Below are 23,516 nucleotides of genomic sequence, written 5' to 3'. Positions count from 1 at the left end.
GCGGACCGGAGGCGGTGGATCAGGGCACGGGGTCGAAGCCGCCACCACTGAATGGATGGCAACGGCACACCCGGCGTGCGGCGAGCCACGAGCCCTTCAGGGCTCCATGACGTTCCACGGCCTCCACGGCGTACTCCGAACAGGACGGAACGAAGCGGCAGTTGCGTCCCAGCATCGGGCTGATGGCGTAGCGATAGACCTGCAGCAGGGCCAGCACGGCGCGTTTCATCACTTCGCCTTGTTCTCGCGGCCTGCCTTGGGCAAACGCGCGAACAGGGCGAGCATGTCTTCGCGCATCGTGCGTCTCGTTACGTCGCCAACCTTAGCCGACAATCGTAACACCAGATCGTAGTCCGGCAAGCTTGCGTGGGCATGACGGAACACGTCGCGGCCGATCCGCTTCACCAGATTGCGCAACACGGCGCGCTTGGCGAGCTTCTTGGCGACAACGAGACCAAGGCGGGCGCCCCCGACTTCGTTCGGACAGTAGTGCAGTGCGAAGTACTTTCCGCGAAGCACGCGCCGAAAAGCAAAAACGGATGAGAACTCATCCGTTTTGTGCAGTCGCAAGGACGAGCCGAAGCCGAATCCTGCCGGGGGTGTCGCTTCCTCTGCCGCGCGATCCTCGCTGCCGACAGGGGAAGTGGCCTCTGCGGCCTTAGACGGCGAGGCGATGACGGCCCTTGGCGCGGCGAGCGGCGATGACCTTGCGGCCGCCACGGGTGGCCATGCGAACCAGGAAGCCGTGGGTGCGCTTGCGACGGACGACGGAAGGTTGGTAAGTACGTTTCATTTTTCGTGCCCGAAAAGTTGAGTCAAACGCGCAATTTGATACGTTAACCCACTGTTTGTCAAGCACGTTTTGATGCCCCCGCGCAAGCCCCTGCCGGCTGGGCGTGGCGATGGAGTGCGCTGCCCGGCCGTTCGTCTGTACAAGCTGTGGATAAGTCTACGCCGGGAGGGTACAATACGCGTTTGGCCGGACCCCCATGCGCGCATGTCCGGCTGCCCCGATCCTAGGTCGGAGCGCCCCGTATAACGAGAATCCGCGCGCATTCCGCTGCTTACCAAACCCACCCGTAGATCGTGCCCGAAGCCTCATCGTCGTCCCAATGCGCCGCGTTCTGGACGCATTGCCTGAGCTGCCTGGAGCAGGAATTGCCCGCCCAGCAGTTCAAGACCTGGATCCTTCCCCTGCGCGTCGAAGAACTGAGCGACGACGGGGTGGGGCTGCGTCTGGTCGCTCCTTCCAACTTCCATCGCCAGTGGCTGCGTGACCGCTACCTGCGGCGCATCGAAGAGCTGGGCGAGGAGTACTTCGGCGGCCTGCCGACCATCGAGATCAGCCTGGCGCCCGCGGGTGGCCTGCGTCGCCCCATGCCGGCCGCTGCGCCCGTTACCGCCGCCCCGGCGGCTCCGGCTGCTGCGCCCTCTCCGGCCGCGCCTGCCATCGCCACGCCGGCGGGCCTGCGTCCGGCCGCCCCGGAGGCCGGCACTTCTGCCGAAGTCGTCAACTACGACAAGTCGCGCCTCAACCCCGATTTCACCTTCGACACGCTGGTCACCGGCCGCGCCAACGACCTGGCCCGCGCCGCCGCCCTGCAGGTGGCCCAGAACCCCGGCGTGTCCTACAACCCGCTGTTCATCTACGGCGGCGTCGGTCTCGGCAAGACCCACTTGATCCACGCGCTGGGCAACTACGTCTTCAAGCACGACCCGAAGAAGGTCATCCGCTACGTGCACGCCGAGGACTACTACGCCGACGTGGTGCGCGCCTACCAGCAAAAATCCTTCGACGTCTTCAAGCGCTACTACCGCTCGCTGGACGTGTTGATCATCGACGACATCCAGTTCTTCAACAACAAGAACCGGACGCAGGAAGAGTTCTTCCACGCCTTCAACGCCCTCACCGAGGCCAAGAAGCAGATCATCATCACCAGCGACACCTACCCCAAGGACGTCCAGGGGCTGGAAGACCGCCTGATCTCGCGCTTCGACTGGGGCCTGACGGTGCAGATCGAGCCGCCCGAGCTCGAGATGCGCGTTGCCATTCTCAAGAAGAAGGCCGAAGCCGAGCGCATCGACCTCAACGAGGACGTTGCCTTCCTGATCGCCAAGAACCTGCGCTCCAACGTGCGCGAGCTCGAAGGCGCTCTCAAGAAGGTGCTCGCCTTCGCCCGCTTCCACGGCCGCGACGTCAGCCTCGAAGTGGCCAAGGAAGCCCTCAAGGACCTGCTCAACGCGCACAACCGGCAGCTCACCGCGGAGTTCATCCAGAAGACGGTCGCCGATTACTACAAGATCAAGGTCGCCGACATGCACTCCAAGAAGCGCACCCGCGTCATTGCGCGGCCGCGCCAGGTAGCCATGTTCCTTGCCAAGGACCTCACCCCGATGAGCCTGCCGGCCATCGGCGAAGCCTTCGGCGGCCGAGACCACACCACCGTGCTGCACGCCTGCCGCACCATTGCCGAGCTGCGCCTCGGCGACACCCAGCTCAACCACGACCTCCACGTGCTGACCCAGGTGTTGCGTGGTTGAAGCCTGCAACCATTACGATCTGCGGACTGGCGCCCCGGCGCCCCGCCCCCTGAAAAACGATTCGGAGACCTGAGTCCATGCTGCTCTTCACTGCGCCCCGCGACGCCCTTCTCGCCCCGCTGCAATCGGTATCCGGCATCGTCGAGAAGCGTCACACCCTGCCGATCCTCTCGAACGTGCTGATCGAGAAGAAGGGTGAGTCCCTCACCCTCCTCGCCACCGACATCGAAATCCAGATCCGCAACAGCACCACCGCGGCCGATGGCGCCGACGACGTGGCGATCACCGTCGGTGCCCGCAAGCTGCAGGACATCCTGCGCGCCCTGCCCGACACCGCCGACGTCAGCCTCACGCTGGACGACAAGCGCATCACCCTCAAGGCCGGCAAGAGCCGCTTCCAGCTGCAGACCCTGCCCGCCGCCGACTACCCGCGCCTGGCCCCGCCGGAAGGCGAAGGCGTGCACTTCACCACCACCCAGAGGGCTTTCAAGAAGCAGCTGGCGCTGGTGCAGTACGCCATGGCCCAGCAGGACATCCGCTACTACCTCAACGGCCTGCTGCTGGTCGTGTCCGGCGACGTGCTGCGCATGGTTGCCACCGATGGCCACCGCCTGGCCTACGCCGCCTCGCCGCTGGTTGGCGATTTCGCCCGTACCGACGTGATCCTGCCGCGCAAGACCGTCGTCGAACTGGCCCGCCAGCTGTCCGACTCCGACGAAGCCCTCGAGATCACCATCGTCGGCAACCAGATCGTCTTCCGCTTCGGCCACATCGAGCTCATCTCCAAGCTCATCGACGGCAAGTTCCCCGACTACGAGCGCGTCATCCCGCAAGGCCACCCCAAGCTGGTCAAGGCCAGCCGCCTGGCCCTGCTGCAGTCCCTGCAGCGTGCCGCCATTCTCACCAACGAGAAGTTCCGCGGTGTGCGCCTGATGCTCTCCGAAGGCAGCCTCAAGCTGGTGTCCACCAACGCCGAACAGGAAGAAGCGCTGGAAGAACTCGAAGTCGACTACGCCGGCGACAGCCTCGACATCGGCTTCAACGTCACCTACCTGCTCGACGTGCTGACCAACGTCGCCGCCAACGAGATCGAGATCCGCTTCAACGACGGCAACGCCAGCGCCCTCTTCGGCCTCGCCGACAACACCGACTTCAAGTACGTAGTCATGCCGATGCGGATCTGATCCGTCGAGTCACCATCCGACTGCGAGCCCCCGCCAGGGGGCGTCCTGCTGTACCCGCTGAACCGAGAACGCCATGTCCGATACGCCGCAACAACCCGCACCCGCCGACAACTACGACGAATCCAGCATCCAGCAGCTCGAAGGGCTGGAGGCCGTGCGCAAGCGGCCGGGCATGTACATCGGCGACACCTCCGACGGCACCGGTCTGCACCACATGGTCTTCGAAGTCGTCGATAACGCCATCGACGAAGCCCTCGCCGGCCACTGTGACGACATCGTCATCACCATCCACGCCGACAACTCCATCTCCGTCACCGACAACGGCCGCGGCATCCCGACCGGCGTCAAGATGGACGACAAGCACGAGCCCAAGCGCTCCGCCGCCGAAATCGTCATGTGCGTGCTGCACGCCGGCGGCAAGTTCAACCAGAACAGCTACAAGGTGTCCGGCGGTCTGCACGGCGTCGGCGTGTCCTGCGTCAACGCCCTCTCCAAGTGGCTGCGCCTCACCGTCGCCCGCGACGGCCACAAGCACTTCATGGAATTCAACCGCGGCCACGCCGTGGACCGCGTCATCGAAGTCGTCGACGGCGTCGAGACCAGCCCGCTGAAGATCATCGGCGACACCACCAAGCGCGGCACCAAGGTGCACTACCTCGCCGACGAAGAGATCTTCGGCACCGTCGAATACCACTACGAAATCCTCGCCAAGCGCCTGCGCGAACTGTCCTTCCTCAACAACGGCGTCAAGATCCGCCTGGTGGACCAGCGCAGCGGCAAGGAAGAAGACTTCGCCTTCGCTGGCGGCGTCTCCGGCTTCGTCGAATACATCAACCGCGCCAAGTCCGTGCTGCACCCCAGCGTCTTCCACTCCAGCGGCGAATCCATCCAGAACGGCGTGCCCATCACCGTCGAAGTCGCCATGCAGTGGAACGACAGCTACGCCGAACAGGTGCTGTGCTTCACCAACAACATCCCGCAGGCCGACGGCGGCACCCACCTCACCGGCCTGCGCGCCGCGATGACCCGCGTCATCAACAAGTACATCGAAGAACACGAGATCGCCAAGAAGGCCAAGGTGGACATCTCCGGCGACGACATGCGCGAAGGCCTCGCCTGCGTGCTCTCCGTCAAGATGCCCGACCCCAAGTTCGCCTCCCAGACCAAGATGAAGCTGGTCTCCGGCGAAGCCCGCCCGGCCGTCGAAGAAGTCGTCGCCCAAAAGCTCGCCGACTTCCTGCTCGAGCGCCCCGCCGACGCCAAGACCATCTGCGGCAAGATCGTCGAAGCCTCCCGCGCCCGCGAAGCCGCTCGCCGCGCCCGTGAAATGACCCGCCGCAAGGGCGTCCTCGACGGCATCGGCCTGCCCGGCAAGCTCGCCGACTGCCAGGAAAAAGACCCCGCCCTGTGCGAAATCTACATCGTCGAGGGTGACTCCGCAGGCGGCTCCGCCAAGCAAGGCCGCGACCGTAAATTCCAGGCCATCCTGCCGCTGCGCGGCAAGGTGCTCAACGTCGAACGCGCCCGCTTCGACAAGCTCATCAGCTCCGAGCAGATCACCACCCTGATCACCGCCCTCGGCACCAGCATCGGCCCCGAAGACTTCAAGCCCGAAAAGCTGCGCTATCACCGCATCATCCTGATGACCGACGCGGACGTGGACGGCGCGCACATCCGCACCCTGCTGCTCACCTTCTTCTACCGCCAGATGCGCGAACTCGTCGAGCGCGGCCACATCTACATCGCCCAGCCGCCGCTCTACAAGATCAAGCACGGCAAGAACGAGATGTACATCAAGGACGACAACGAGCTCAACGCCCACCTGCTCAAGCTGGGCCTGGAAGGTGCCGCCCTCACCCCGAGCGAGGGTGCCGATCCCATCCACTCCGAAGCCCTCGGCGGCCTCGCCCGCACCTACCTGCTGGCCGAAGCCGTCATCCGCCGCCTCGCCGACTGGATCGACTCCTCCGTCCTGCACGCCCTGCTCGCCAACGACCTGCCCCTGTCGCTCGACGACGAAGCCGCCGCCCGCGACTCCGCCGCCCGCCTGCAGGCCGCCGTCGGCTCCGCCGTCGGCTCCGCCGTCACCATCGAGGCCCGCCACGACGAAACCAGCGAAGCCTGGACGCTCCAAATCGCCCGCATGCACCACGGCAACCGCAAGCTCAGCCGCATCGATGGCGACTTCCTCAACGCCGGCGACTACCGCACCATCCGCCAGGCCACCGAGTCCATCTCCGGCCTCATCGGCACCGGCGCCGTCATGCGCCGCGGTGAAAAGCAGCAAGCCGTCACCAGCTTCGCCGACGCCATCCGCTGGATGCTGGGCGAAGTCGAACGCGGCATCTCCAAGCAGCGCTACAAAGGCCTTGGCGAAATGAACCCCGAGCAGCTGTGGGAAACCACCATGGACCCCGCCGTCCGCCGCCTGCTCCGCGTCCAGATCGACGACGCCATCGCCGCCGACGAGATCTTCACCACGCTGATGGGCGACAACGTAGAACCCCGCCGGGCGTTCATCGAAGAGAACGCGCTGTATGCGCGGAATATCGATGTGTAACCGGACATCGGCCCGGCACTGACGACGTATCAGAAAGAGGCCTGCGGGCCTCTTTCTGCTTTCTGGAGTGCCCTTTCAAAGGGGTGCGGGGAGCAACTGTCAAGGAGTCCTTGACAGTTCAGTTCACATGAAGATCTCAGGAGCAGCGCCAGTCATTGCCGCATGAAACGCTGTCATCTAAAGTTTGAGTTGGCTTCAGTCGCTACATGTTGATGGCTTTTGGCCAAGATGCTGATTAGGCATCACTCAGGGATGGTGGGGTGTGGCCATTGGCTGACTCATATGCTTCAAGGAACTTATATAGCTCATCGACGAGCGTTGTATCGCCAAAGGCCTTTGCTACGATTACGGTGGCCATGAGACCTCGATAAATATAATTCTCAGCCTCTTGTGCGAATTCAGTAACTCGTGGTGTCCCTCGCATTCCGGCGAGGTGGAAGGTTGGTGGGACGCCGCCATACATGTCCATTATGTTCTCGGAGGCTGCATGGACGTATCCAGAGTACGCGGTACCAATGCTCTCTCCGGCGGTTAATGTTTGTGACAAGTTAACTTCCTGCCCAAGCGTATTCATTGTGTGGGCACGAATTTTCTTACGTGGAACCATATTAGGTTTCTGAATTTCTAGGCTTCCCTCGCGACGTGAAAAGACGGCTTCGGCATAGAACGCCTTAAGATATTGTTCGTGTCGCTCAGTTCTTGCGCCATCCGTTTCCGCTGTGGCCAAAAAGAAGATGTCCTCCTGAATTTCATCCAGAGTCCTAAAGAGGACACCAACCTCTTGAACGTAACCATAGTGGAGTAGGACTGCAACGGCATTCAGGCCGCTGATACTCCGCGCGAGTTTCTGGATCAGCGCCTCATGGATCCCCTTGTTTGCATATCGGAAGGCGAACGAGTCGCCGTGAGGTACGCGCAGTGGCGGTAACAGGGCATGCTCCATTTGGCGAAATGCCCTAGTCATCTCGATAACGGCTTCTGCTTGTAGTCGGGGCATTTTGTGGTGTCTAACGTAGAGCTACCCGGCACTGCGCAGATATATCGCGCACCGTCTGACGGCCCAAGAGAGTGTGACTGAACATAATGTCATGTCAGGTCTAATGTTGAAGCTGGAGATAGGGTGAGAATTTTTCATGGAGTATCTCGTATTGAGCAGCAAACCATTTCTTGATGTCAGCTTGCGCATAGACATTTCTCGAACGCTCTTCACTGACCGGAACCCCCTGAAGTTCAGCATCAAGAGTTTGAAGATTGAGTGCCTTTAAATAGAGTTGTTCATTAAGGTACACCGCAATTGATGCGTCGAATAGCCACGTGGCTTCGCGGGTGGAAAGCAAGAATTTGGATAATTCTTCATCCTTTGCTTTTCCGCTGATCAGAATTGACCCGATAAGGTTTCTTGCAGCCTCAAATACAGAATAGCGTCTATCAAAAAGATCAAGTTTCAGTTTGTTTTGTGCAAGGCGCCATTGCCGATATGCGATTAGGGCGCCAAGAATTGCTACTGTCGGTGTGAGTAGCGCTGAAAGGTAAGCGGTCCAATGTGGATCTGGGCACATGAGAGGCCTCATTTTGTATGAGCGCGACTACTTTGCTCGCTTGCAGAAGTTTTCCATATTCGGGATGAATTTCCATGTCGGTGAAATGTTGTCATCAAGTTCTTCTTCCCCGTCCTCAGGCTAAGGTGACAAACAGATGAATGGACTGGCGCATGGGGCAATCTTGAAGGAGAGAGTCTGTAAAGGATATTTCCACGAGTCCCGCATGAAAGCTGTGGCCTCCTTCACTCCCTGCACGGCGTCCAGTGGAGTCAAAACAATCCAATTGACATTTTCTACCCCCCTCTCCCAGAATCCCCTTCGCACAATTTCGTGCCAATGTCATGAATCGGCAAGCCGAGAAGGAGCGAGAGGATGACCCAGAACGTGATTTCACTGCCGCTGTCTGCGGAGCAGATCGACCTGGTCCAGAAAGCCCTGGAGGTGCTGGAGCAGCAGTTGGCGGGTTTGATTTCCCTGTCGGTGGATCAGCGGCGGGAGCTGAGCAAGATGGGGCCGAAGTCGGAGATGTTCGCGCGCAAGGCGTATGACGTGATCGCCCAGTCTCCGGAGATTCTGCCGGGGACCTTCGATCTGAAGGAGTTTGGCGCGGACATCCAGGCGCTGGATCGCCTGCGTCCGGTGCTGGCCCGTCTGACCGCGCTGACTCAGCGCGGGGAGGACACCGAGATGGCGCTGGGCAGCGACATCTACGCTGCGGCCTTGGAGGCTTACCGTTTTGCTAAGCTCGCGGGCAAGGGCACGGCACTGGATGAACTCCGCGCTCAGGCGTCGACGCGTTTCAAGGGGCAGAGTCGGCGTCGCGATGACGCGGGTGCCGTTCCGGCCTGATGGTCCTCGGTCGCAGGGGAGTGCGCGAGGCCTGGATTGAGACCCGTGTTGCTCTGAGCTTCACGGGTTTCAATTTTTGGTGAGCCAGCTTCCTTCGGACATGAACGGGCTTCAATCAGGGGTGAGCCAGTTCATGTTGCAGCCTTGAGCGCTTCGCTCTGAGGGAAGTGGGCTTCAATCGCGGGATCAAAAGTTCAGCTCCGACGGAAGCGGGCTTCAATCACGGGATCAAATGCTCAGCTCCGAGGGAAGCGAGTTCAAATCCCGGCATCAAGCGTTCGGCTCCGCGCATCGAAGGTTCAAGTCGGAGAGGCGAGAGTCTGTCCAGGTCTGGCGTGTTTTATCCGGTTTTATCTTGTTCAGGATAAAACCGGATAGTTGGGGCGGATCGCCAGTTGGCCGGGATCGCCGCAAATCTTGACCCCCGCTGTAACTCAGGCCGATACTTCACTCGTTACCTAAACAATGGTGACCGGGATTGGAACCCCGGATCGACATAGGCCGATACGATCAGGCCGCGCTGTGCGCGGTTTTTTCTATTGGTGCATGGCTGCGTCCATCCTATGGCGGGCCGTGCGGGGCAGCCGTGAGGCTGGCCGGTTCCTATGTCCCGGTAGTTCCAACCCCGTACGGTTCCGCCGCCCTCATTGGAACGAGAGCGCGGAAATCCATATCGCAGACATAGGAGTTATCACCATGCACCACCGCGAAATGGGCCCAGTTGCCCGAACCCTGCTTTACCGTCTCCGTCCGAGCAGTGTCATGCCCGCATGTCATCCGATCGTCATCGGAAGGAGTATCGCATGAGCACTCCGATGGAGTTTCCCGCAACAGCTGATCCGCTTTACCTGCTCAACGACGAAGTTGGAAATTTGGCGCTCACCGACCAGCTTTCCGCCCGTCAGGCCCAGCTCCAGGCTTTGCTTGCCGTGACTTTCGGCAGTTCGGGCGACGCCTTTCGGCGTCTCAGTCCCACTTACCAAGACAATTACCTGTGGGCCTGCGCGATGATCGCGGAGGAGGTGCAGGAATTGTTCGAGGCCTTGCGGGCGCGGGGGCGTGCTTAGAGGATCAGCCGGGTCAGGGGGCAGGTGTTTCTTGCCGTTGCGTATGTCGTGCTGGTTGGCGTCGTAACGGCACACTTGCTCCATAAAGGGCTGGGACGCTCTATCAAAATGGGACTTCCCCTATTTCCCAATCTCATACCGCAGTTCCACCATGCTGGTCCCCATCTGGCGAACTGACATCAGCCGCAGCGTGGGGCTCAGGATGCGGCGTGGAAAGACCGGTTTCCCCTTGCCGAGGGTCACGGAGCCGATCTGGATGATGATTTCATCGAGCAGTCCGGCGTCATGAAACTGCCCCGCCAGGTCTCCGCCGCCGACGATCCAGATGTTCTTCGGCCCGGCAGCGGCGCGCATCTGCTGGTGCACCTCGCGCACGTCGCCTTTGACGAAGCGGATGTCCGAACCTTCAATGACGGGGAGCTGGCGGGTGGTGAATACCCAGACAGGCTGGGTGTAAGGCCAGGGTGATCCGGTTTCGGCGGCCACCTGGTCGGCGTTGCGGAGCATCCATTCATAGGTGGAGGACCCCATGGTCAGCGCGCCCACTTCCGCGATGAAGGCGGGATAGCTGGACGCATTCAGATCGCCAAGGGGAAACAGCCATTCCAGCGAGTCATCCTCGGTGGCGATGAAGCCATCGAGACTGGAGGCGGTGTAGTACTGGGTCTTCGTCATTCCGATCACCTCTTGCCAAAGGCGTTGTGCACACGGCGAAAATTACTCCCATGTGATAATCCGGCACACCCCTCCTGCACGGAAGATCCGCATGGAATCCCTGCTCGTCCTGCTGGCGTTTGCCTTTGTCATCGCGCCCATCGTGCTGCTGTTCCTGGTGATCGGTGCCCGGCGCCGGCTGGGGGACCTGGAGCAAAAGGTCCTGCTGCAGGAGGAGCGGATCCAGCAGCTTTATCGTCAGGCCAGTGCCGCCCGGACGGCTGAGCCGCCAGAGGTTCCCACCGTCCGGCCAGCCGAAGTGTCCGTGGCTCCGACGCCCGGCGCCGCCCCGGCGGCGGTCCCTGCCGAAATCGATGATGGCCCGGTGTTCGTGCCGGTGCTGCCGGACCGGGAGCCGGCCCCGCTTGCGGAGGCCGTGGCCGATTACGAGCCGGAGCCGGCCACGATGCCCGGCACCGTGGAGACGCCCGCCGAGCCCGTCCGGCCCGCTCCGCCGCCGGAGGCTTACGAACCGGCACCGCCACCGGCCTGGCTGCTGGCCGCCAAGGCCTGGCTGTTCGGCGGCAATCTGGTGGCCAAGGTCGGCCTGCTGATTCTCTTCTTCGGCGTCAGCTTCCTGCTCAAGTACGCCGCGGCGCGGGTTTCGGTGCCGATCGAGCTGCGTCTGGCCGGCATCGTGGTCGCCGACATCGCCCTGCTGCTGTGGGGCTGGCGCATCCGCGCAAGCCGCGCGTCGATCAGCCTGCCGGTGCAGGGGGCGGCCCTCGGCATCCTGATGCTGGTGACCTTCGGCGCCTTCCGCCTGTATGACCTGATTCCGGGTGGCCTGGCCTTCGCGCTGCTGTTCGTCCTGACCTTGTTCACCTGCCTGCTGGCGGTTCTGCAGGATGCGGTCTGGCTGGCGGTGTTCGGCATCGTCGGCGGCTTTGCGGCGCCGATCCTGACCTCCACCGGGCAGGGCAGCCATATCGGCCTGTTCTCGTATTACGCGCTGCTCAACGCCGGGGTTCTGGCCATCGCGCTCAAGCGTTCGTGGCGGCTGCTCAACCTGCTGGGCTTCGCCTTCACCTTCCTGATCGGCACGGCCTGGGGCGTGCTGCGCTACCGGCCGGAAGACTATCTCTCGGCCCAGGGCTTCCTGATCCTGTTCTTCGTCTTCTACGTCGCCATCGCCATCCTCTACGCCGGCCGCCAGGCGCCGCGCCTCAAGCACTATGTGGACGGCACGCTGGTCTTCGGCACGCCGCTGCTGGCCTTCGGCCTGCAATACGGCCTCGTCCGCGACACGCCCTTCGGGCTGGCCTTCTCGGCGCTGGCGCTGGGGCTGTTCTACACCGGCCTTACTTTGGCCCTGTGGCGCCGCCGCGGCGATACGCTGAAGCTGCTGGTCGAATCCTTCCTGGCCCTCGGCATCGTGTTCGGCACCCTGGCCATTCCGTTTGCCCTCGATGGTCGCTGGACCTCGGCCGCCTGGGCGCTGGAAGGCGCCGGCATCGTGTGGGTCGGCCTGCGCCAGAAGCAGACGCTGGCCTGGGTGTTCGGCGTGCTGGTGCAGGTCGGCGCCTGGGTGTCCTACGTGGGATCGGTCAGCGGCCTGCAGCCGGACGTCGCCACCCAGTCCAATCTGTGGCTCGGCTTCCTGCTGCTGGCGGGTACCGGCTTCGTCATGGCGATGAATTTCCGCAAGGAAAGCCTTGCCGACGCCGGCGAAGGGGCGTCCGTCCCGATCGCCGCCACGCTGGCTACCTTCTTCCTCTTCTTTGCCGCGCTGTGGCTGCTGGCCGGCGCCTGGTCGGAGATCTTCCTGCACGGCGGGGCGCACGCGCATACCTTGTATGTGCTGAGCGCCATGGCCGTGGCCGCCATCCTCGGCGTGATCGCCGGGCGCCTGGAATGGCCCATCGCGCGTTATTTCGCGCTGGTTCCGCAGGTGCTGGCCGGTCTGGCCCTTTTCTGGTTGCTGGATTTCGACTTCACCGTTGCGGGGCCGCTTGTCAGCGACAATCTTTTCGACACCGGCTTCCTCGGCGGCCTGCTGCTTGCGCTGGGCGCGGGGGTCAGCAGCCGGGCCTTCCTGCGCCAGCCGGAAGGCCGCTATCGCCTGCATTCCCGCATCCTGCTCGGCTGGGCCGCCTACTGGTGGTTTGCCTGGGTGCTGGGCAGCCTCAACGGCTGGGGGGAGCAGGTTCTCGCCAGCCATAATCTGTTCCGCGAGACCGCCTGGCCGCCCGTCCACCCCCTCTATGGCCTCTTCCTGGCGCTGGCCGCGCCGCTCTTTGCCCGCCTGGCCACGCGCTGGCAATGGGGCGAGCTGCGCTGGCTTGCCGCCGCCGTGTGGCCGGGCCTGCTCCACGCCACGCTGCGGATTCTCGAGCAGCTCGGCAACCATCTCGCCATCCCCCCAAGGCCGGTGTGGCTGGCCTTTGTCGCGCTGTGGGCGGCCAGCGAATGGCTGCTGCGGGATGCCGGCCAGGCCGGCTGGCTGCTGCCGGCACGCCAGCCCCGGCTGTTGCGGGTGTTGCACGCCCTCCGTACGGTCGGTCCGTGGCTCATCCTGTGGCCGCTCGGGCACCATCTGGTCATCCTGGGCCTGCAGGCCGATTCGCCGGAACAGGCCGAACTCCTCGCTGCCGGTGGCTGGTTCACCGCCGGCAGTTGGGCGCGCTACCTGCCGGCCTGGGCGATGATGGCCTACGTGGCGCTGCTGATCCCCCGCGCCCGCAGCGAGCGCTGGCCGACCGCTCCCATCGCCGACTGGTACCGGAGCGTGCTCATCCCGCTGGGTACGTTGTGGTCCGTCGGGGTTGCCGTGATCTGGAACTTCACGCAGAACGGCCTGATGGCGCCCTTGCCCTACCTGCCGCTGCTCAACCCCCTCGACCTCACCACCGGCTACGCCGCGCTGCTCGCCGTGGCCAGCTGGCGGCTCACCGCGCCCGGCGGCGAACGCCGGCTGCCGGACTGGCTGCCACAGCTTGCGGCCGGCGCCGCTTACGTGTGGTTCAACCTGATGCTGCTGCGCAGCGCCGCCCACTTCCTCGACATCCCTTACCAGAGCGAAGCGCTGTTCCGCTCGCAATTCGTTCAGGCCATGCTGTCGCTGGTCTGGAGCGCCACGGCGCTGGTGCTGATGCGCTTCGCCGCCCGGCGCCTGCTGCGCAAGCCCTGGATGGCGGGCGCCGGGCTGCTGGGGCTGGTCATCCTCAAGCTGTTCCTGGTGGACCTCTCCAACATCGGTGGCATCGAGCGTATCGTGTCCTTCCTCGGCGTCGGCGTCCTGATGCTGGCCATCGGGTATCTGGCCCCATTTCCCACCGAACCCACCGACAAGAAACCGTCCGTCGCGCAATGACTGCCATGTACCCACCGCGAGTCCTGGACTTTTCCGCTGTGCTGCTGGCGGCCAGCCTCGCCGCCCCGGCCGTGGCGGCGTCCACCGCGGCCGCGGTGAAGTCTGACACCCCGGCGGACTACGCCTTCGCGCTGCCCCTGCAGGTCAACGGCAAGCAGGGCGTGGTCAGCCTGCGCCTGCCGCAGACTGTCTATCTCAAGGCCAGAACGGCCGAACTCGATGATTTGCGGGTTTTTGATGCGCAGGGCGTGGTCCAGCCGCATGCCTTGTATCGCCCGCCGGAGGAACAGCCGGCCCGGCGCGGCGTTCTGGCGGCGAGCATTTTTCCGGTCCGTGGTGGGGCGTCTACGACTGCCGGCAGGGCGCCGATCGATATCGACATCCAGACCCGCTCCGATGGCAGTGTGCAGTCGGTGCAGGCGCGGACCGGCCGCGTGCCGGACCGTGACCGTGCCGCGATCAGCCAGCTGATCCTGGATTTCGGTCCGGCGGCCAAGGGCGACGACAACGATCCGCTGCGCATCGAAGCCTTGCGCTTCCAGGCCCCCAGCGGGCAGGGCAGCTACAGCGCCGAGGTCTGGCTGGAAACCAGCGACGACCTCAAGCAATGGCACACCGCCGGCGTCGCCGAACTGAGCTGGCTGCGCAACGACGGCGCCCAGACCCTGGCCAGCGACCGCCTCGAATTGAGTCCGCAGTCCTTCCGCTACGCGCGCCTGAGCTGGCAGCGCGGCGAGCCGATCCTGTTTCCGGGCATCACGGCGGAAACGGTCACGCCGCAAAGCAGCGAGCCGGCCCGCGAAACCCTGTGGATCAAGCCCGTGGCCGGCAGGCAGGCCGGCGATCTGGTTTATGCGGCGGGAATTGCGCTGCCGGTGGAGCAGTTCAGCCTAGGGCTGCAGGAGGCGAACATCGTCTATCCGATGGCCCTCGGCGCCTACGTCGAGCGCCCCAGCCGCCAGGCCGGCAAAACCACCGAGTGGGTTTTTCAGCCGCGCTCCCAGGCCACCTTCTACCGGATCACCCAGGACGGCCAGACCCGCCGCTCGGGCGCCGTGGGTATCGGCCTTGGCCTCGGCCATCAGCAGGAATGGGTGATCCGGCCCCTGAATGCCGCGGCGACCGCTCAACCCGAGCTCGGGCTGTCGTGGCTGCCCGCGACGCTGATCTTCCTGGCCGGCGGCACACCGCCCTATACCCTCAGCTTCGGTCGCAGCGATGCGACCCCGCTCAACCGGACGCTCGACCAGGTGGCCCCTGGATTCACCCCGGTCGAACTCCGGCAACTGGAGCAGGCGCAAGTCGGCGAGCTGCAGGTTGGCCGCAGCGATGCCGCCGCAGCCAGCGCCGCCAGTCAGGCCGCCGCAGCGGCCCGGCAGCGCACTTACATCCTGTGGGGCGTGCTGCTGCTCGGCGTCGCCATCCTCGGCGGAATGGTCTGGCGGCTGGTCCGGCAGATGAATGCGGGCAAGGGAAGTTGAGGCGGGTAGGGCAGGCCGATCAAGCCGCCACCAGCCGCAGCACGGTGATCTCCGACGGTGCGCCGAAGCGTTTCGGCGGCCCCCAGTAGCCGGTGCCGCGACTGGTGTAGACCTGCAATCCACCGTGCCGGTGCAGTCCGGCGGTGAAGGGCTGCTGCAGGGGCACGAAGAAATTCCACGGCCAAAACTGGCCGCCGTGGGTGTGGCCGGACAGCTGCAGGTCGAAGCCGGCGGCGTCTGCCGCGGCGGCCGAGCGGGGCTGGTGGGCGAGGAGGATGCGCGGCAGATCGGGCGGGCTGCCGGCCAGTGCCGCCTGCGGATCGCTGGCCTGCGCGGCGTCGAAGGCGCCGGCGGAATAATCGGTCACACCGGCCAGCACGAAGCGGGCGCCGCGGTGATTGATGACCACGTGGCGGTTGTGCAGCCCGCGCAGGCCGATGCGCTCGAACTCGCGGATCCAGGCTGCGGCGCCGGAATAGTATTCGTGGTTGCCGGTCACGAAATAGCTGCCATGCCGGCTCAGCAGGCCGCCCAGCGGTGCGGTGTCGGCGCGCAGTTGGTCGACGCTGCCGTCGACCACGTCGCCGGTGATGGCGACGAGGTCGGCATCGAGCTCATTGACGCGGTTCACGATGGCCTGCACGTAGTCGCGCTTGATCGTCGGCCCGACGTGGATGTCGCTGAGCTGGACGATGGTGAAGCCGGCCAGCTCCGGCGGCAGACCGGCCAGCGGAATATCGACGCGGACCACGCCGGCCACGCGCCGTGCATTGACGAAGCCGACCACGCTGAACAGGCTGGCCAGCCCGACGACGGCCAGCGCCGTCGGCTCGGCCGCCGACGGTGCATCGGCAAGCAGCAGGCCGGCATCGCGCAGCACCGTCAGCACCAGCAGCGAGGAGAACAGGCCCATCGCCAGATTGCCGAGCCAGGACAGCCGGTCGGCCAGCGCCTGGTTGGCCACGACGAAGTGCCCCAGCAGGCCGAGCGGCACGAGGCCGGCGGATAGCACCAGCCCGCCGATAGCCAGCGCCAGGCCGGCCGTGCCCAGGTCGAGGGCTGGCAGCAGGCGCCAGCCGATGTAAGCGTGCAGCGCGCCGATCAGCGGCAGCATGCGCCACAGCGCGCGGCGCAGGCGGCTGGGCAGGGCATTCCGGCCGGTCGTCGGCCGTATCTCGGTTCGGGTCTGGGGCATGGCTGTATTCCGTTCCTGTCGTCTCAGGCGGTGCCGGACGGTTTGTCGTCGCTGCCGCCAGTGCTCTCCGGTGTTTCAACCTTGCCCGGCACCCCGCAGCGGCCCCAGCGGCTGTGGAAGCGTCCTTTGAGCTGCTGGCGCTCTTCCGGCGTCAGGCTTTCCCACTGCGCCCGGCGCTCGCGCCAGTGGCCGTGGCAGCCGCCGCGCAGCCCGCCGAAGAGGATCCGGCTGAGCACCAGCACGCCCAGCGCCTGCCAGTAGCCGATGCGCGAGACGCCGGCGAACAGGTCGGGCAGCAGGCAGTTCCACAATTCCATGACGACCCAGGTGAGGGCGCCGACGCCGGCCACGGCCAGCAGGCCGATCTTGATGCAGCGCGACACGCAGCTGGATTTCTCGGTAGAGCATTTCATCTTGGTGGTTTCCCGTTCAGTTTCGTTCGTCGTAAAGGGGCTGGAGGCGCTCACGCAGGTGCAGTACCGCCTGGCGTTTCCAGCCGAGCAAGGTGTTCAGGGGGACGCCGCCGTCGGCCGCCATGTCCTTGAAGCTGCGCCCGTCGATCTCGTGGCCGATGAAGGTGTCGCGCGGCCCCGGTGGTAGTTCGTCGAGGGCCGCCGCGATGGCTTCCAGCCACAGCCGCCGCAGGTGCGCCGCCTCGGGCCCGCCATCGCTGGCCGGCAGCGCGTCGTCCAGCCAGTGCGCGTCGTCGTCGCCGTCCTCCGGCCCGGCGAGCGGCAAGGGCTCTTCGCGCCGCTTGCGAAAGCGGTCCACGATCCGGTTGCGCGCCACCCGGAACAGCCACGCGCCGACCTGCTCGATCGGCTGCGGCAGGCGCCAGGCCTGGACCAGCTCGAAAAAGACATCCTGCAGGATGTCCTCCGCCTCGCCCGAATCCGGCACCCGCTGACGGATGAAACTGCCCAGCCGCCCGCTCTCGCGGGCGATGGTTTCAGTCAGGCGTTGGTCCTGCTCGGCCATCGGCGTGGGCTCTTCGTTGGGCAGAGGAAGTGAAAACGATGCGTCCATGCCTGGGTAGACGAACGCCAGGCGGGGATATTGTGGGGCGGGGGAAAAATAGTTGGGGGCGCGCCTAGGGGATCAGCCGGGCCAGCGTCTGGAGTTCTTCGCCGTTGAGGTCGGACACGGCCCAGAACTGCATGCCGGCGTTGCGCCAGCGGACGAGCTGGTAGCCCTGGTGGTTGTGCACGGTCGGGGCGGTCTGGCCATCGGCGGGCCATACGAAGAGGTTGATGAGGTGGCCGTGGCGGCGGTAGACCAGGGCCGCGACGGGGCGGCCGGCCACGTAGTCGAGGCGGCCGCCGATGAGCGGGTAGCCGTCGTCGGCGAGGTCCTTCACCGGCGGCGAGTAGTCCAGCTTGCCCTGGAACCAGGGTTTGACGGTGTGCTGGTCGGACGAGGCGACGTCGGTGAGGTGGGCGACCATCAGGGCGCGCACGTGGCTGCTGGCCAGTTCCTGTTCCAGTGCGCGGGTGCCGTCCGCCGGCGACAGCAGATGCAGCGTGACCGCGCTGGCCAGCACGCCGCAGGCGAAACCGGCGGCGGCGAGGCCCCAGGCCGGCCAGCGCCAGCGGCGGCCGGCTGGCGGCGTGGCCTGGCGCCGCTGGCCGGCCGCTTCCAGGGCGATCTCGGTGCGCACGGCGGATTGCAGCGCGTCGCCGGCCCGGTGGCGGGTGGCGTGTTCCCGCAGCAGGCGGCCCACGGCCCGGTCGGCGTCTTCTTCGTTCATGTCATTCCGTTCCAAGCAAATCCGCCAGCGCCGTGCGCAGGGCTGCGCGGGCGCGGGACAGGCGGGACATCACCGTGCCGATGGGGATGGCGGCGATCTGGGCGATCTCCGCGTAGGAGAGGTCTTCCAGCTCCCGCAACACGATCACTTCCCGGTAGGGCGGTTCCAGCGCGCGGATCGCCGCGTCCACCATCTGGCGGCGGTAGGCGTGCCACAGCTCGGTCTCGGGCGTGGCGCCGCGGCTGTCCGGCGGCACCGGCACGGCCGCCAGCAGCGCGTCGTCCGCGCCGTGGGCCACCCAGCGGGCGCTCATGCGCTCCTCTTCCAGCCAGGCGTAGCAGTTGTTGCGCACGATGCCCAGCAGCCAGGGCTTGGCGGCGTCGCCGCGCAGGGCGTCGAAGTAGCGGTAGGCCCGCAGGCAGGCGTCCTGCACCATGTCGTCGGCCACGTGCTCGTCCCGCACCAGCCAGCGGGCCAGGTTGTAGGCCGCGTCCAGGTGGGGCAGGACCAGCGCCTCGAAATCCCGCGTGTGCGCCATGGTCCGTCAGGTTTCCACGATCAGCATGCCGTTCATCTCCTCGTGGCCTTCGCCGCAGAAATTGTCACACAGAAAGGTCCAGCGCCCGGCGGGCAGATCGGCCACGCGGATGCGCGTCACCCGGCCCGGCGGCAGGTCGCTGCGCAGGCCCAGCTCGGGCATGCTGAAGCCGTGCACGAAATCCACCGAGCGGATGGCCAGGGTCAGGGTCTCGCCGGCGCGGGCGTGGATCTCGTTGGGCGTGTAGCGGAAGCGCCGTGCCTCCAGCTCGATGACCCGGCCTTCGCCCTCGGCGGCCCGCACGTGGCCGACGCCCAGTTCCAGCAGCGGCAGCGCCACGGCCACGCCCCCCAGGCAGCGCAGGACGTCGCGCCGCTTCATGTCGCCACCACCGGGAATTCCTGGATCGCCAGGTGGGCCGTGCGGGGCTCGGCGTCCACCTCGCGGAAGCCCAGGCCCTGGTAGGGCACCGCCGGATTCCACGGCAGTGGTGTGCGCTTTTCCTGGGAGCCGGGGGCGGGCAGCGGGAACATCAGGGACTTGGCCGAGTGGTGGGCGATGTGGCCGGTCAGGTGGTGGTGTTCCTGGTGGATGTGGCCGTAGAACACGGTCAGGTTGCGGTAGGGCATCAGCGTGGCGATCACCTGGGCGCCGTCCCGCGTGGCCCAGTCCCACTTGGGCACCAGGTCGAAGAGGGGACGGTGGGTGAACAGCACGATGGGAGCGTCCTTGTCCTGCCGCTCGAGGTCTGCCTTCAGCCACTCCAGCTGTTCGGTGCCGACGCGGGCTCCGGGGTCCGACACGTTGTCGAGGACGATGAAGTGGATGCCCTTGTGGTCGAAGGTGTAGTGGGTGGCGCCGAAGTACTCCTGGAAGGCGGCGCCACGGTCGAGGGAGGCGTCGTGCTCGCCGGGCATGAAATGCACGGTCGGCACCTTCAGCCCGGCCGCCACGCCCTTGAACTCGGCCATGCGCCGCCGCCGCTCCTCCGGGTCGTCGGTGGTGTGGGTCAGATCGCCGGTGAAGACGATGAAATCCGGCTGCCGGGGCAGGGCGTTCACCGCCGCGATGGCCTTCGGCAGCGTGCCGGTGGGGTCGGGGTTCTCGGGGCCGCGGAAGCCCCAATGCACGTCCGACAACTGGACGAAATAGAAGTCCGCGGCGTCTGCGTTCTTCGCGGTGCCCAGGCTGGAACAGCCGGTCAGCGCGGACGCGAACACCGCGCCGCCCCCGAGCCCGCACAATTCCAGAAACCGCCTGCGATCCATGGTGTTCATGTTGGTCCTCTCTGTGGGTCGGAATGCCCGGAAAGGGCGTCCCTACAGTGCATACTGTGCCGGGCCGCGGTTTATTCCCGCTTGCCCTGGCTTTTGAGGAATTCGATGAGATCGGCCCGGTCGCGGGCGTCCTCGACGCTCACGTTCATCCGCTGGCCGGGCAGGAAGCGCTCCGGATCGGTGAGCCAGCGGTCCAGGTTCTCTTCGGTCCATACGCCCTGGGCGTTGCGCAGCGCCGGGGAATAGTCGAAGCCCGGCGCCCGCCCGATGGCGCGCCCCACCACGCCGGCGTGGGCCGGCCCCTGGCCGTTGTAGCGGATCGAATGGCAGGCCGAGCAGCGCTCCCTGTACAGCGCCTGGCCCCGCTCGGCGTCGCCGGCGGCCAGGGCCGCGCCCAGCCCCAGCAGGCCCAGCCCGGCCACGCTGGCGCGCAGGACGACAGGGAATTGCAGAATGCCGCGTCCCATGGGGTGCTCCTTTCTCGAACGGGATCTCCTGCATTGCAATACCGGGTGAGGGCCGGATTTATTCCCGGCTCCCGTGGCGGGCTTGTCTTCAGGGAGCGCGTTCGCTCTAAAGATCGCAGAAATTCGCATAAGCACTGCCCTCTCCGCGCAAGGTTCGCCCCAGCCCCGCGCGTTATCATCAGCGCCCCTGCATCGCGCCCACCGGGCCCCGCGCCATCATGTCCCTGATCCCCCGTCGCCTGCCCCTGGCCGTGTTTCTTGCCGTACAGATGCTGATGCCCGCTGCGGAGGCCGCGGGGAAAACCGAGGCGGCCTTGCCCAAGGTGGAGGCCGAGGCGGGCGGGTTTGCGTCGTACCGGCTGGCCAATGGCTTCAAGATCATCCTGGCGCCGTTTCCGTCGGCGGCGAGCGTGCGGGTCGAGCTGCTGGTGAAGACCGGCAGCAAGCAGGAGGGCTATGGCGAGACCGGCATGGCGCATCTGCTGGAGCACATGCTGTTCAAGAGCGCCGGCCCGCGCGCCGACCTGAAGCGGGACCTGACCGCGCTGGGGGCGACGTGGAACGGCACGACGTCCACCGACCGCACCAACTATTTCGAGGTGGTGGCCGCCGAGCCGGAGAAGGTGGACGAGGTGCTGCGCCTGGAGGCGGACCGCTTCATCCGCGCCAGCTTCACCAAGGCCCACCTGGCCAGCGAGATGACGGTGGTGCGTAACGAGCTGGAGCGCAACGACACCGATCCGGGCAGCGTGGTGATGCGCGCGCTGCAGCGCCAATCCTATTTCTGGCACGGCTACGGGCGGCCGACCATCGGCGCGCGCAGCGACATCGAGGATGCGCCCTTCGAGGCGCTGCAGGCCTTCCACCGCAAGCATTACCGCCCGGACAACGCGGCGCTGATCGTCACCGGCAACTTCGACACGAAGCGCGTGCTGGCGCTGGCCAGCCGCCTGTTCGCCGAGGCGCGCAACCCGGCCGAGCCGAAGCCCGCCACGTGGACGCGCGAGGAGCCGCGCGCCGTCATCAACCGCAGCGAGTTGTTCCTGCCGGCCGGCACCACCATCGCCGCCAGCGGCTGGAAGCTGCCGGGCATGCGCGACCGCAGCGTGTATGCCTTCGACCTCGGCGTCAGCGCCATCTGCGCGCAGGACTGGGGCAGCCTGCGCAAGGATCTGGTGCTGGAGCGCAAGCTGGCGGTGTCGGCCCAGTGCCGCACCCAGATCCAGCCCGATTACAGCCTGCTGGTCGGCAGCGCCTCGGCGGGCAAGGACGCCGATGCCGAAGCCCTTGGCCGCGCGCTGCGCGAGCACCTGGAGACGGCGGCGCGCCAGGGCATCAGCCAGGAGCAACTGGAGCGCGCCCGCCAGGCGGAGCTGAACGGCTACGAGCGCCTTGCCAGCAACCACGAGAGCGTGGCCAGCCTGCTGTCCCGCGCCGAGGTGGCCGGCGACTGGCGGCTGTTCTTCTGGCAGCGGGACAGGGCCCGCGACGTGACGCTGGACGAGGTGAACGCGGCGCTGCGCAAGTGGGTGGTACCGACCAACCGGGCCGATGTGCTGCTGCGCCACGGCGACCAGCCGGAGGTGCCGGCGTGGACTGCCGCGCCGGCGGCGCAGGAACTGGTCGCCGGCGGCAGCTGGCCGGCACTGGCCCAGGCCAGCGACCCGATCCCCGCCAGCGCGGCGGAACTCGCCAAGGCCAGCGTGCTGGTGCCGCTGCCCGGCGAGACGGCCAAGGCCGTGCTGATCCCGCGCAAGACCCAGGGCGCGTTGGCCTGGATCAGCCTCAACAACGACTATGGCAACACCCAGGCCTTCACCGGCCGTCGCGTTGCGTGCAACTTCGGCAGCAGCCTGCTGGCCTACGGCGGCGCCGGCCTCGACCGGGACCAGCTCGACTCCAGGCTCGAAGCCCTGCAGGCCCAGTGGTCCCTGAGCCTTGGCGAGATCACGCTGGAAGTGCCGCGCAAGAACGCCGAGGCGGCCCTCGACATCCTGCTGTCGGTGTGGGCCAAGCCGAGCCTGCCGCAGAACGAGTTCGAGCGCATGAAGGCGGCCTCCATCGCCCGCCTCGAAGCCGCGCTGAAGGACCCGGCCTCCGTGGCTTCCAGCCAGGCCGCGCTGCGTTTCGACAATTACCCGGACGAGCATCCCAACCAGCCCTGGTCGCTGGAACGCCAGCTGGCCGCGGTGCGGGCCGCCACCTACGAGCAGGCCCACCAGTGCGTCGCCGACCTGCACGGCATCGGCCGGCTGCGCCTGGCGGCGGTGGGCGACTTCACGCCGGCCGACGTGCAGGGCGTGTGGGACAAGGTCGCCAGGCTGCCGAAATCTCCCGTGCCCTACGAACGCATCCGCGAGGAGGCGGCGCCGTCCGCCGTCGATACGGCGCCCATCGTGGTGAGCATGCCGGCCAAGCCGAACGCCTCGGTGGTCGGCCAGGCCCTGCTGCCGATCACCGACGATTCGCCGGATTTCCCGGCCCTGCGCATTGCCGCCAAGGTGCTCGGCGGCGACGCGGACAGCCGCATCTGGCAGCGCCTGCGGGAGAAGGAAGGCCTGGCCTACGGGGCCGGCGTCAGCCTCGGTGGGCGCAGCTTCGACCCGCGCAGCAGCTTCCGGCTGCAGGCATCGGCGGCCAGCCCGCAGGCGGAGGCCGCGCGGGCCAGCCTGCAGGCCGAACTGGCCCGTGCCCTGAAGGATGGTTTCAGCGAGCAGGAAGTGGAACGCGCCAAGCGCACCTGGCTGGAGGAGCGCAAGACCGGGCTGCGCAGCGAGAAGGGCTTTGTCGGCGTGCTGTCCGCCGGCCTGGAAAACGGCCACGACTACGCGTGGATCGCCCAGTACGACGAACAGATTTCCCGCCTCAGCGCCGCCGACGTGACCGCGGTGTTCCGCAAGTACCTGCAGGGCGCGCCGCTGGTGTGGTCCGTCGGCCGCGGCGAGTAGGCATGCCGTAGCCGGCTTATTGAGCCGGCGGCCGGGGCCGCAGCTCGTCCTGAGCGCCTCCAGGGCCGGGCTGTGAGCCCAGCCCGGCCTCCGC

The 23,516-nt window shown here is 66.1% G+C and carries 22 protein-coding genes; 8 read left to right on the top strand and 14 right to left on the bottom strand.

The window, feature by feature from the left end:
• Positions 1 to 19: 19 nt before the first annotated feature.
• From yidD to rpmH, 3 genes are all read right to left on the bottom strand, one after another.
• Complete coding sequence (gene yidD / locus AC3QL2_RS10640) at positions 20 to 229, bottom strand: membrane protein insertion efficiency factor YidD (protein WP_374480490.1); 210 nt, start codon at positions 227 to 229, stop codon at positions 20 to 22.
• A complete protein-coding gene (gene rnpA, locus AC3QL2_RS10635; protein WP_493234360.1) occupies positions 229 to 570 on the bottom strand; it encodes a ribonuclease P protein component in 342 nt (113 codons plus the stop codon). Before rnpA ends, yidD begins: the two co-directional genes overlap by 1 nt.
• An 88-nt stretch (positions 571 to 658) precedes the next feature.
• Positions 659 to 793, bottom strand: a complete 135-nt coding sequence (gene rpmH / locus AC3QL2_RS10630; RefSeq protein WP_079434516.1) for a 50S ribosomal protein L34 — start codon at positions 791 to 793, stop codon at positions 659 to 661.
• 293 nt (positions 794 to 1,086) lie between these two features.
• Here rpmH and dnaA point away from each other — a divergent pair, with 293 nt between their 5' ends.
• From dnaA to gyrB, 3 genes are all read left to right on the top strand, one after another.
• Entirely contained in the window at positions 1,087 to 2,541 is a 1,455-nt protein-coding gene (gene dnaA / locus AC3QL2_RS10625; protein ID WP_493234359.1) for a chromosomal replication initiator protein DnaA, read from the top strand.
• Positions 2,542 to 2,618: 77 nt separating this feature from the next.
• Positions 2,619 to 3,725, top strand: a complete 1,107-nt coding sequence (gene dnaN, locus AC3QL2_RS10620) for a DNA polymerase III subunit beta (protein ID WP_493234358.1) — start codon at positions 2,619 to 2,621, stop codon at positions 3,723 to 3,725.
• A gap of 73 nt (positions 3,726 to 3,798) precedes the next feature.
• Positions 3,799 to 6,285 carry a DNA topoisomerase (ATP-hydrolyzing) subunit B gene (gene gyrB, locus AC3QL2_RS10615; RefSeq protein ID WP_493234357.1) on the top strand — a complete coding sequence of 829 codons (2,487 nt, stop codon included), beginning with the start codon at positions 3,799 to 3,801 and terminating at the stop codon, positions 6,283 to 6,285.
• Between the two features lie 235 nt (positions 6,286 to 6,520).
• Here gyrB and AC3QL2_RS10610 read toward each other — a convergent pair whose 3' ends face one another.
• The gene (locus tag AC3QL2_RS10610) at positions 6,521 to 7,282 is read right to left on the bottom strand and encodes a hypothetical protein (RefSeq protein WP_493234356.1); all 762 of its coding nucleotides are present in this window, start codon (positions 7,280 to 7,282) and stop codon (positions 6,521 to 6,523) included.
• A 100-nt stretch (positions 7,283 to 7,382) separates the two neighbouring features.
• Positions 7,383 to 7,844, bottom strand: a complete 462-nt coding sequence (locus tag AC3QL2_RS10605) for a hypothetical protein (RefSeq protein ID WP_493234355.1) — start codon at positions 7,842 to 7,844, stop codon at positions 7,383 to 7,385.
• 354 nt (positions 7,845 to 8,198) lie between these two features.
• Between AC3QL2_RS10605 and AC3QL2_RS10600 the strand changes: the two genes are divergently transcribed.
• Both AC3QL2_RS10600 and AC3QL2_RS10595 read left to right on the top strand, forming a co-directional pair.
• Entirely contained in the window at positions 8,199 to 8,675 is a 477-nt protein-coding gene (locus tag AC3QL2_RS10600) for a hypothetical protein (protein ID WP_493234354.1), read from the top strand.
• A gap of 803 nt (positions 8,676 to 9,478) precedes the next feature.
• Complete coding sequence (locus AC3QL2_RS10595; RefSeq protein WP_481120224.1) at positions 9,479 to 9,742, top strand: hypothetical protein; 264 nt, start codon at positions 9,479 to 9,481, stop codon at positions 9,740 to 9,742.
• A gap of 120 nt (positions 9,743 to 9,862) precedes the next feature.
• On the opposite strand, the gene AC3QL2_RS10590 is transcribed toward AC3QL2_RS10595, so the two are convergent.
• Positions 9,863 to 10,417: a dihydrofolate reductase family protein gene (locus tag AC3QL2_RS10590; RefSeq protein ID WP_493234353.1), complete on the bottom strand. Its 555-nt coding sequence runs from the start codon at positions 10,415 to 10,417 to the stop codon at positions 9,863 to 9,865.
• Positions 10,418 to 10,508: 91 nt separating this feature from the next.
• Between AC3QL2_RS10590 and AC3QL2_RS10585 the strand changes: the two genes are divergently transcribed.
• Entirely contained in the window at positions 10,509 to 13,769 is a 3,261-nt protein-coding gene (locus AC3QL2_RS10585; protein ID WP_493234352.1) for a DUF2339 domain-containing protein, read from the top strand.
• Positions 13,770 to 13,774: 5 nt separating this feature from the next.
• The gene (locus AC3QL2_RS10580; protein WP_493234351.1) at positions 13,775 to 15,250 is read left to right on the top strand and encodes a DUF3999 family protein; all 1,476 of its coding nucleotides are present in this window, start codon (positions 13,775 to 13,777) and stop codon (positions 15,248 to 15,250) included.
• Positions 15,251 to 15,269: 19 nt separating this feature from the next.
• Here AC3QL2_RS10580 and AC3QL2_RS10575 read toward each other — a convergent pair whose 3' ends face one another.
• The 8 genes from AC3QL2_RS10575 to AC3QL2_RS10540 form a co-directional block, all read right to left on the bottom strand.
• Complete coding sequence (locus AC3QL2_RS10575; protein ID WP_493234350.1) at positions 15,270 to 16,445, bottom strand: metallophosphoesterase; 1,176 nt, start codon at positions 16,443 to 16,445, stop codon at positions 15,270 to 15,272.
• A 23-nt stretch (positions 16,446 to 16,468) separates the two neighbouring features.
• Positions 16,469 to 16,858 carry a hypothetical protein gene (locus AC3QL2_RS10570; protein ID WP_493234349.1) on the bottom strand — a complete coding sequence of 130 codons (390 nt, stop codon included), beginning with the start codon at positions 16,856 to 16,858 and terminating at the stop codon, positions 16,469 to 16,471.
• Between the two features lie 16 nt (positions 16,859 to 16,874).
• Positions 16,875 to 17,423, bottom strand: a complete 549-nt coding sequence (locus AC3QL2_RS10565; protein ID WP_493234348.1) for an RNA polymerase sigma factor — start codon at positions 17,421 to 17,423, stop codon at positions 16,875 to 16,877.
• A 112-nt stretch (positions 17,424 to 17,535) separates the two neighbouring features.
• Entirely contained in the window at positions 17,536 to 18,192 is a 657-nt protein-coding gene (locus AC3QL2_RS10560) for an anti-sigma factor family protein (protein WP_493234347.1), read from the bottom strand.
• A 1-nt stretch (position 18,193) separates the two neighbouring features.
• Positions 18,194 to 18,730, bottom strand: coding sequence for a sigma-70 family RNA polymerase sigma factor (locus tag AC3QL2_RS10555; protein WP_493234346.1), 537 nt, complete (start codon positions 18,728 to 18,730; stop codon positions 18,194 to 18,196).
• Positions 18,731 to 18,736: 6 nt separating this feature from the next.
• Entirely contained in the window at positions 18,737 to 19,111 is a 375-nt protein-coding gene (locus AC3QL2_RS10550; protein ID WP_493234345.1) for a cupredoxin domain-containing protein, read from the bottom strand.
• On the bottom strand, positions 19,108 to 20,007 hold the full coding sequence (locus AC3QL2_RS10545; protein WP_493234344.1) for a metallophosphoesterase family protein: 900 nt from the start codon (positions 20,005 to 20,007) through the stop codon (positions 19,108 to 19,110). The genes AC3QL2_RS10550 and AC3QL2_RS10545 overlap by 4 nt, the downstream gene beginning before the upstream one ends.
• Positions 20,008 to 20,078: 71 nt before the next feature.
• On the bottom strand, positions 20,079 to 20,474 hold the full coding sequence (locus AC3QL2_RS10540; RefSeq protein WP_493234343.1) for a c-type cytochrome: 396 nt from the start codon (positions 20,472 to 20,474) through the stop codon (positions 20,079 to 20,081).
• A 218-nt stretch (positions 20,475 to 20,692) separates the two neighbouring features.
• Here AC3QL2_RS10540 and AC3QL2_RS10535 point away from each other — a divergent pair, with 218 nt between their 5' ends.
• Positions 20,693 to 23,422, top strand: coding sequence for a M16 family metallopeptidase (locus AC3QL2_RS10535; protein ID WP_493234342.1), 2,730 nt, complete (start codon positions 20,693 to 20,695; stop codon positions 23,420 to 23,422).
• The last annotated feature ends 94 nt before the right edge of the window (positions 23,423 to 23,516 follow it).

This window comes from Zoogloea sp. GW822-FHT05C07 (assembly GCF_058800215.1).
Note: the sequence above shows the minus strand (reverse complement) of the source record. Positions and strands in the feature narration are given on the sequence as shown.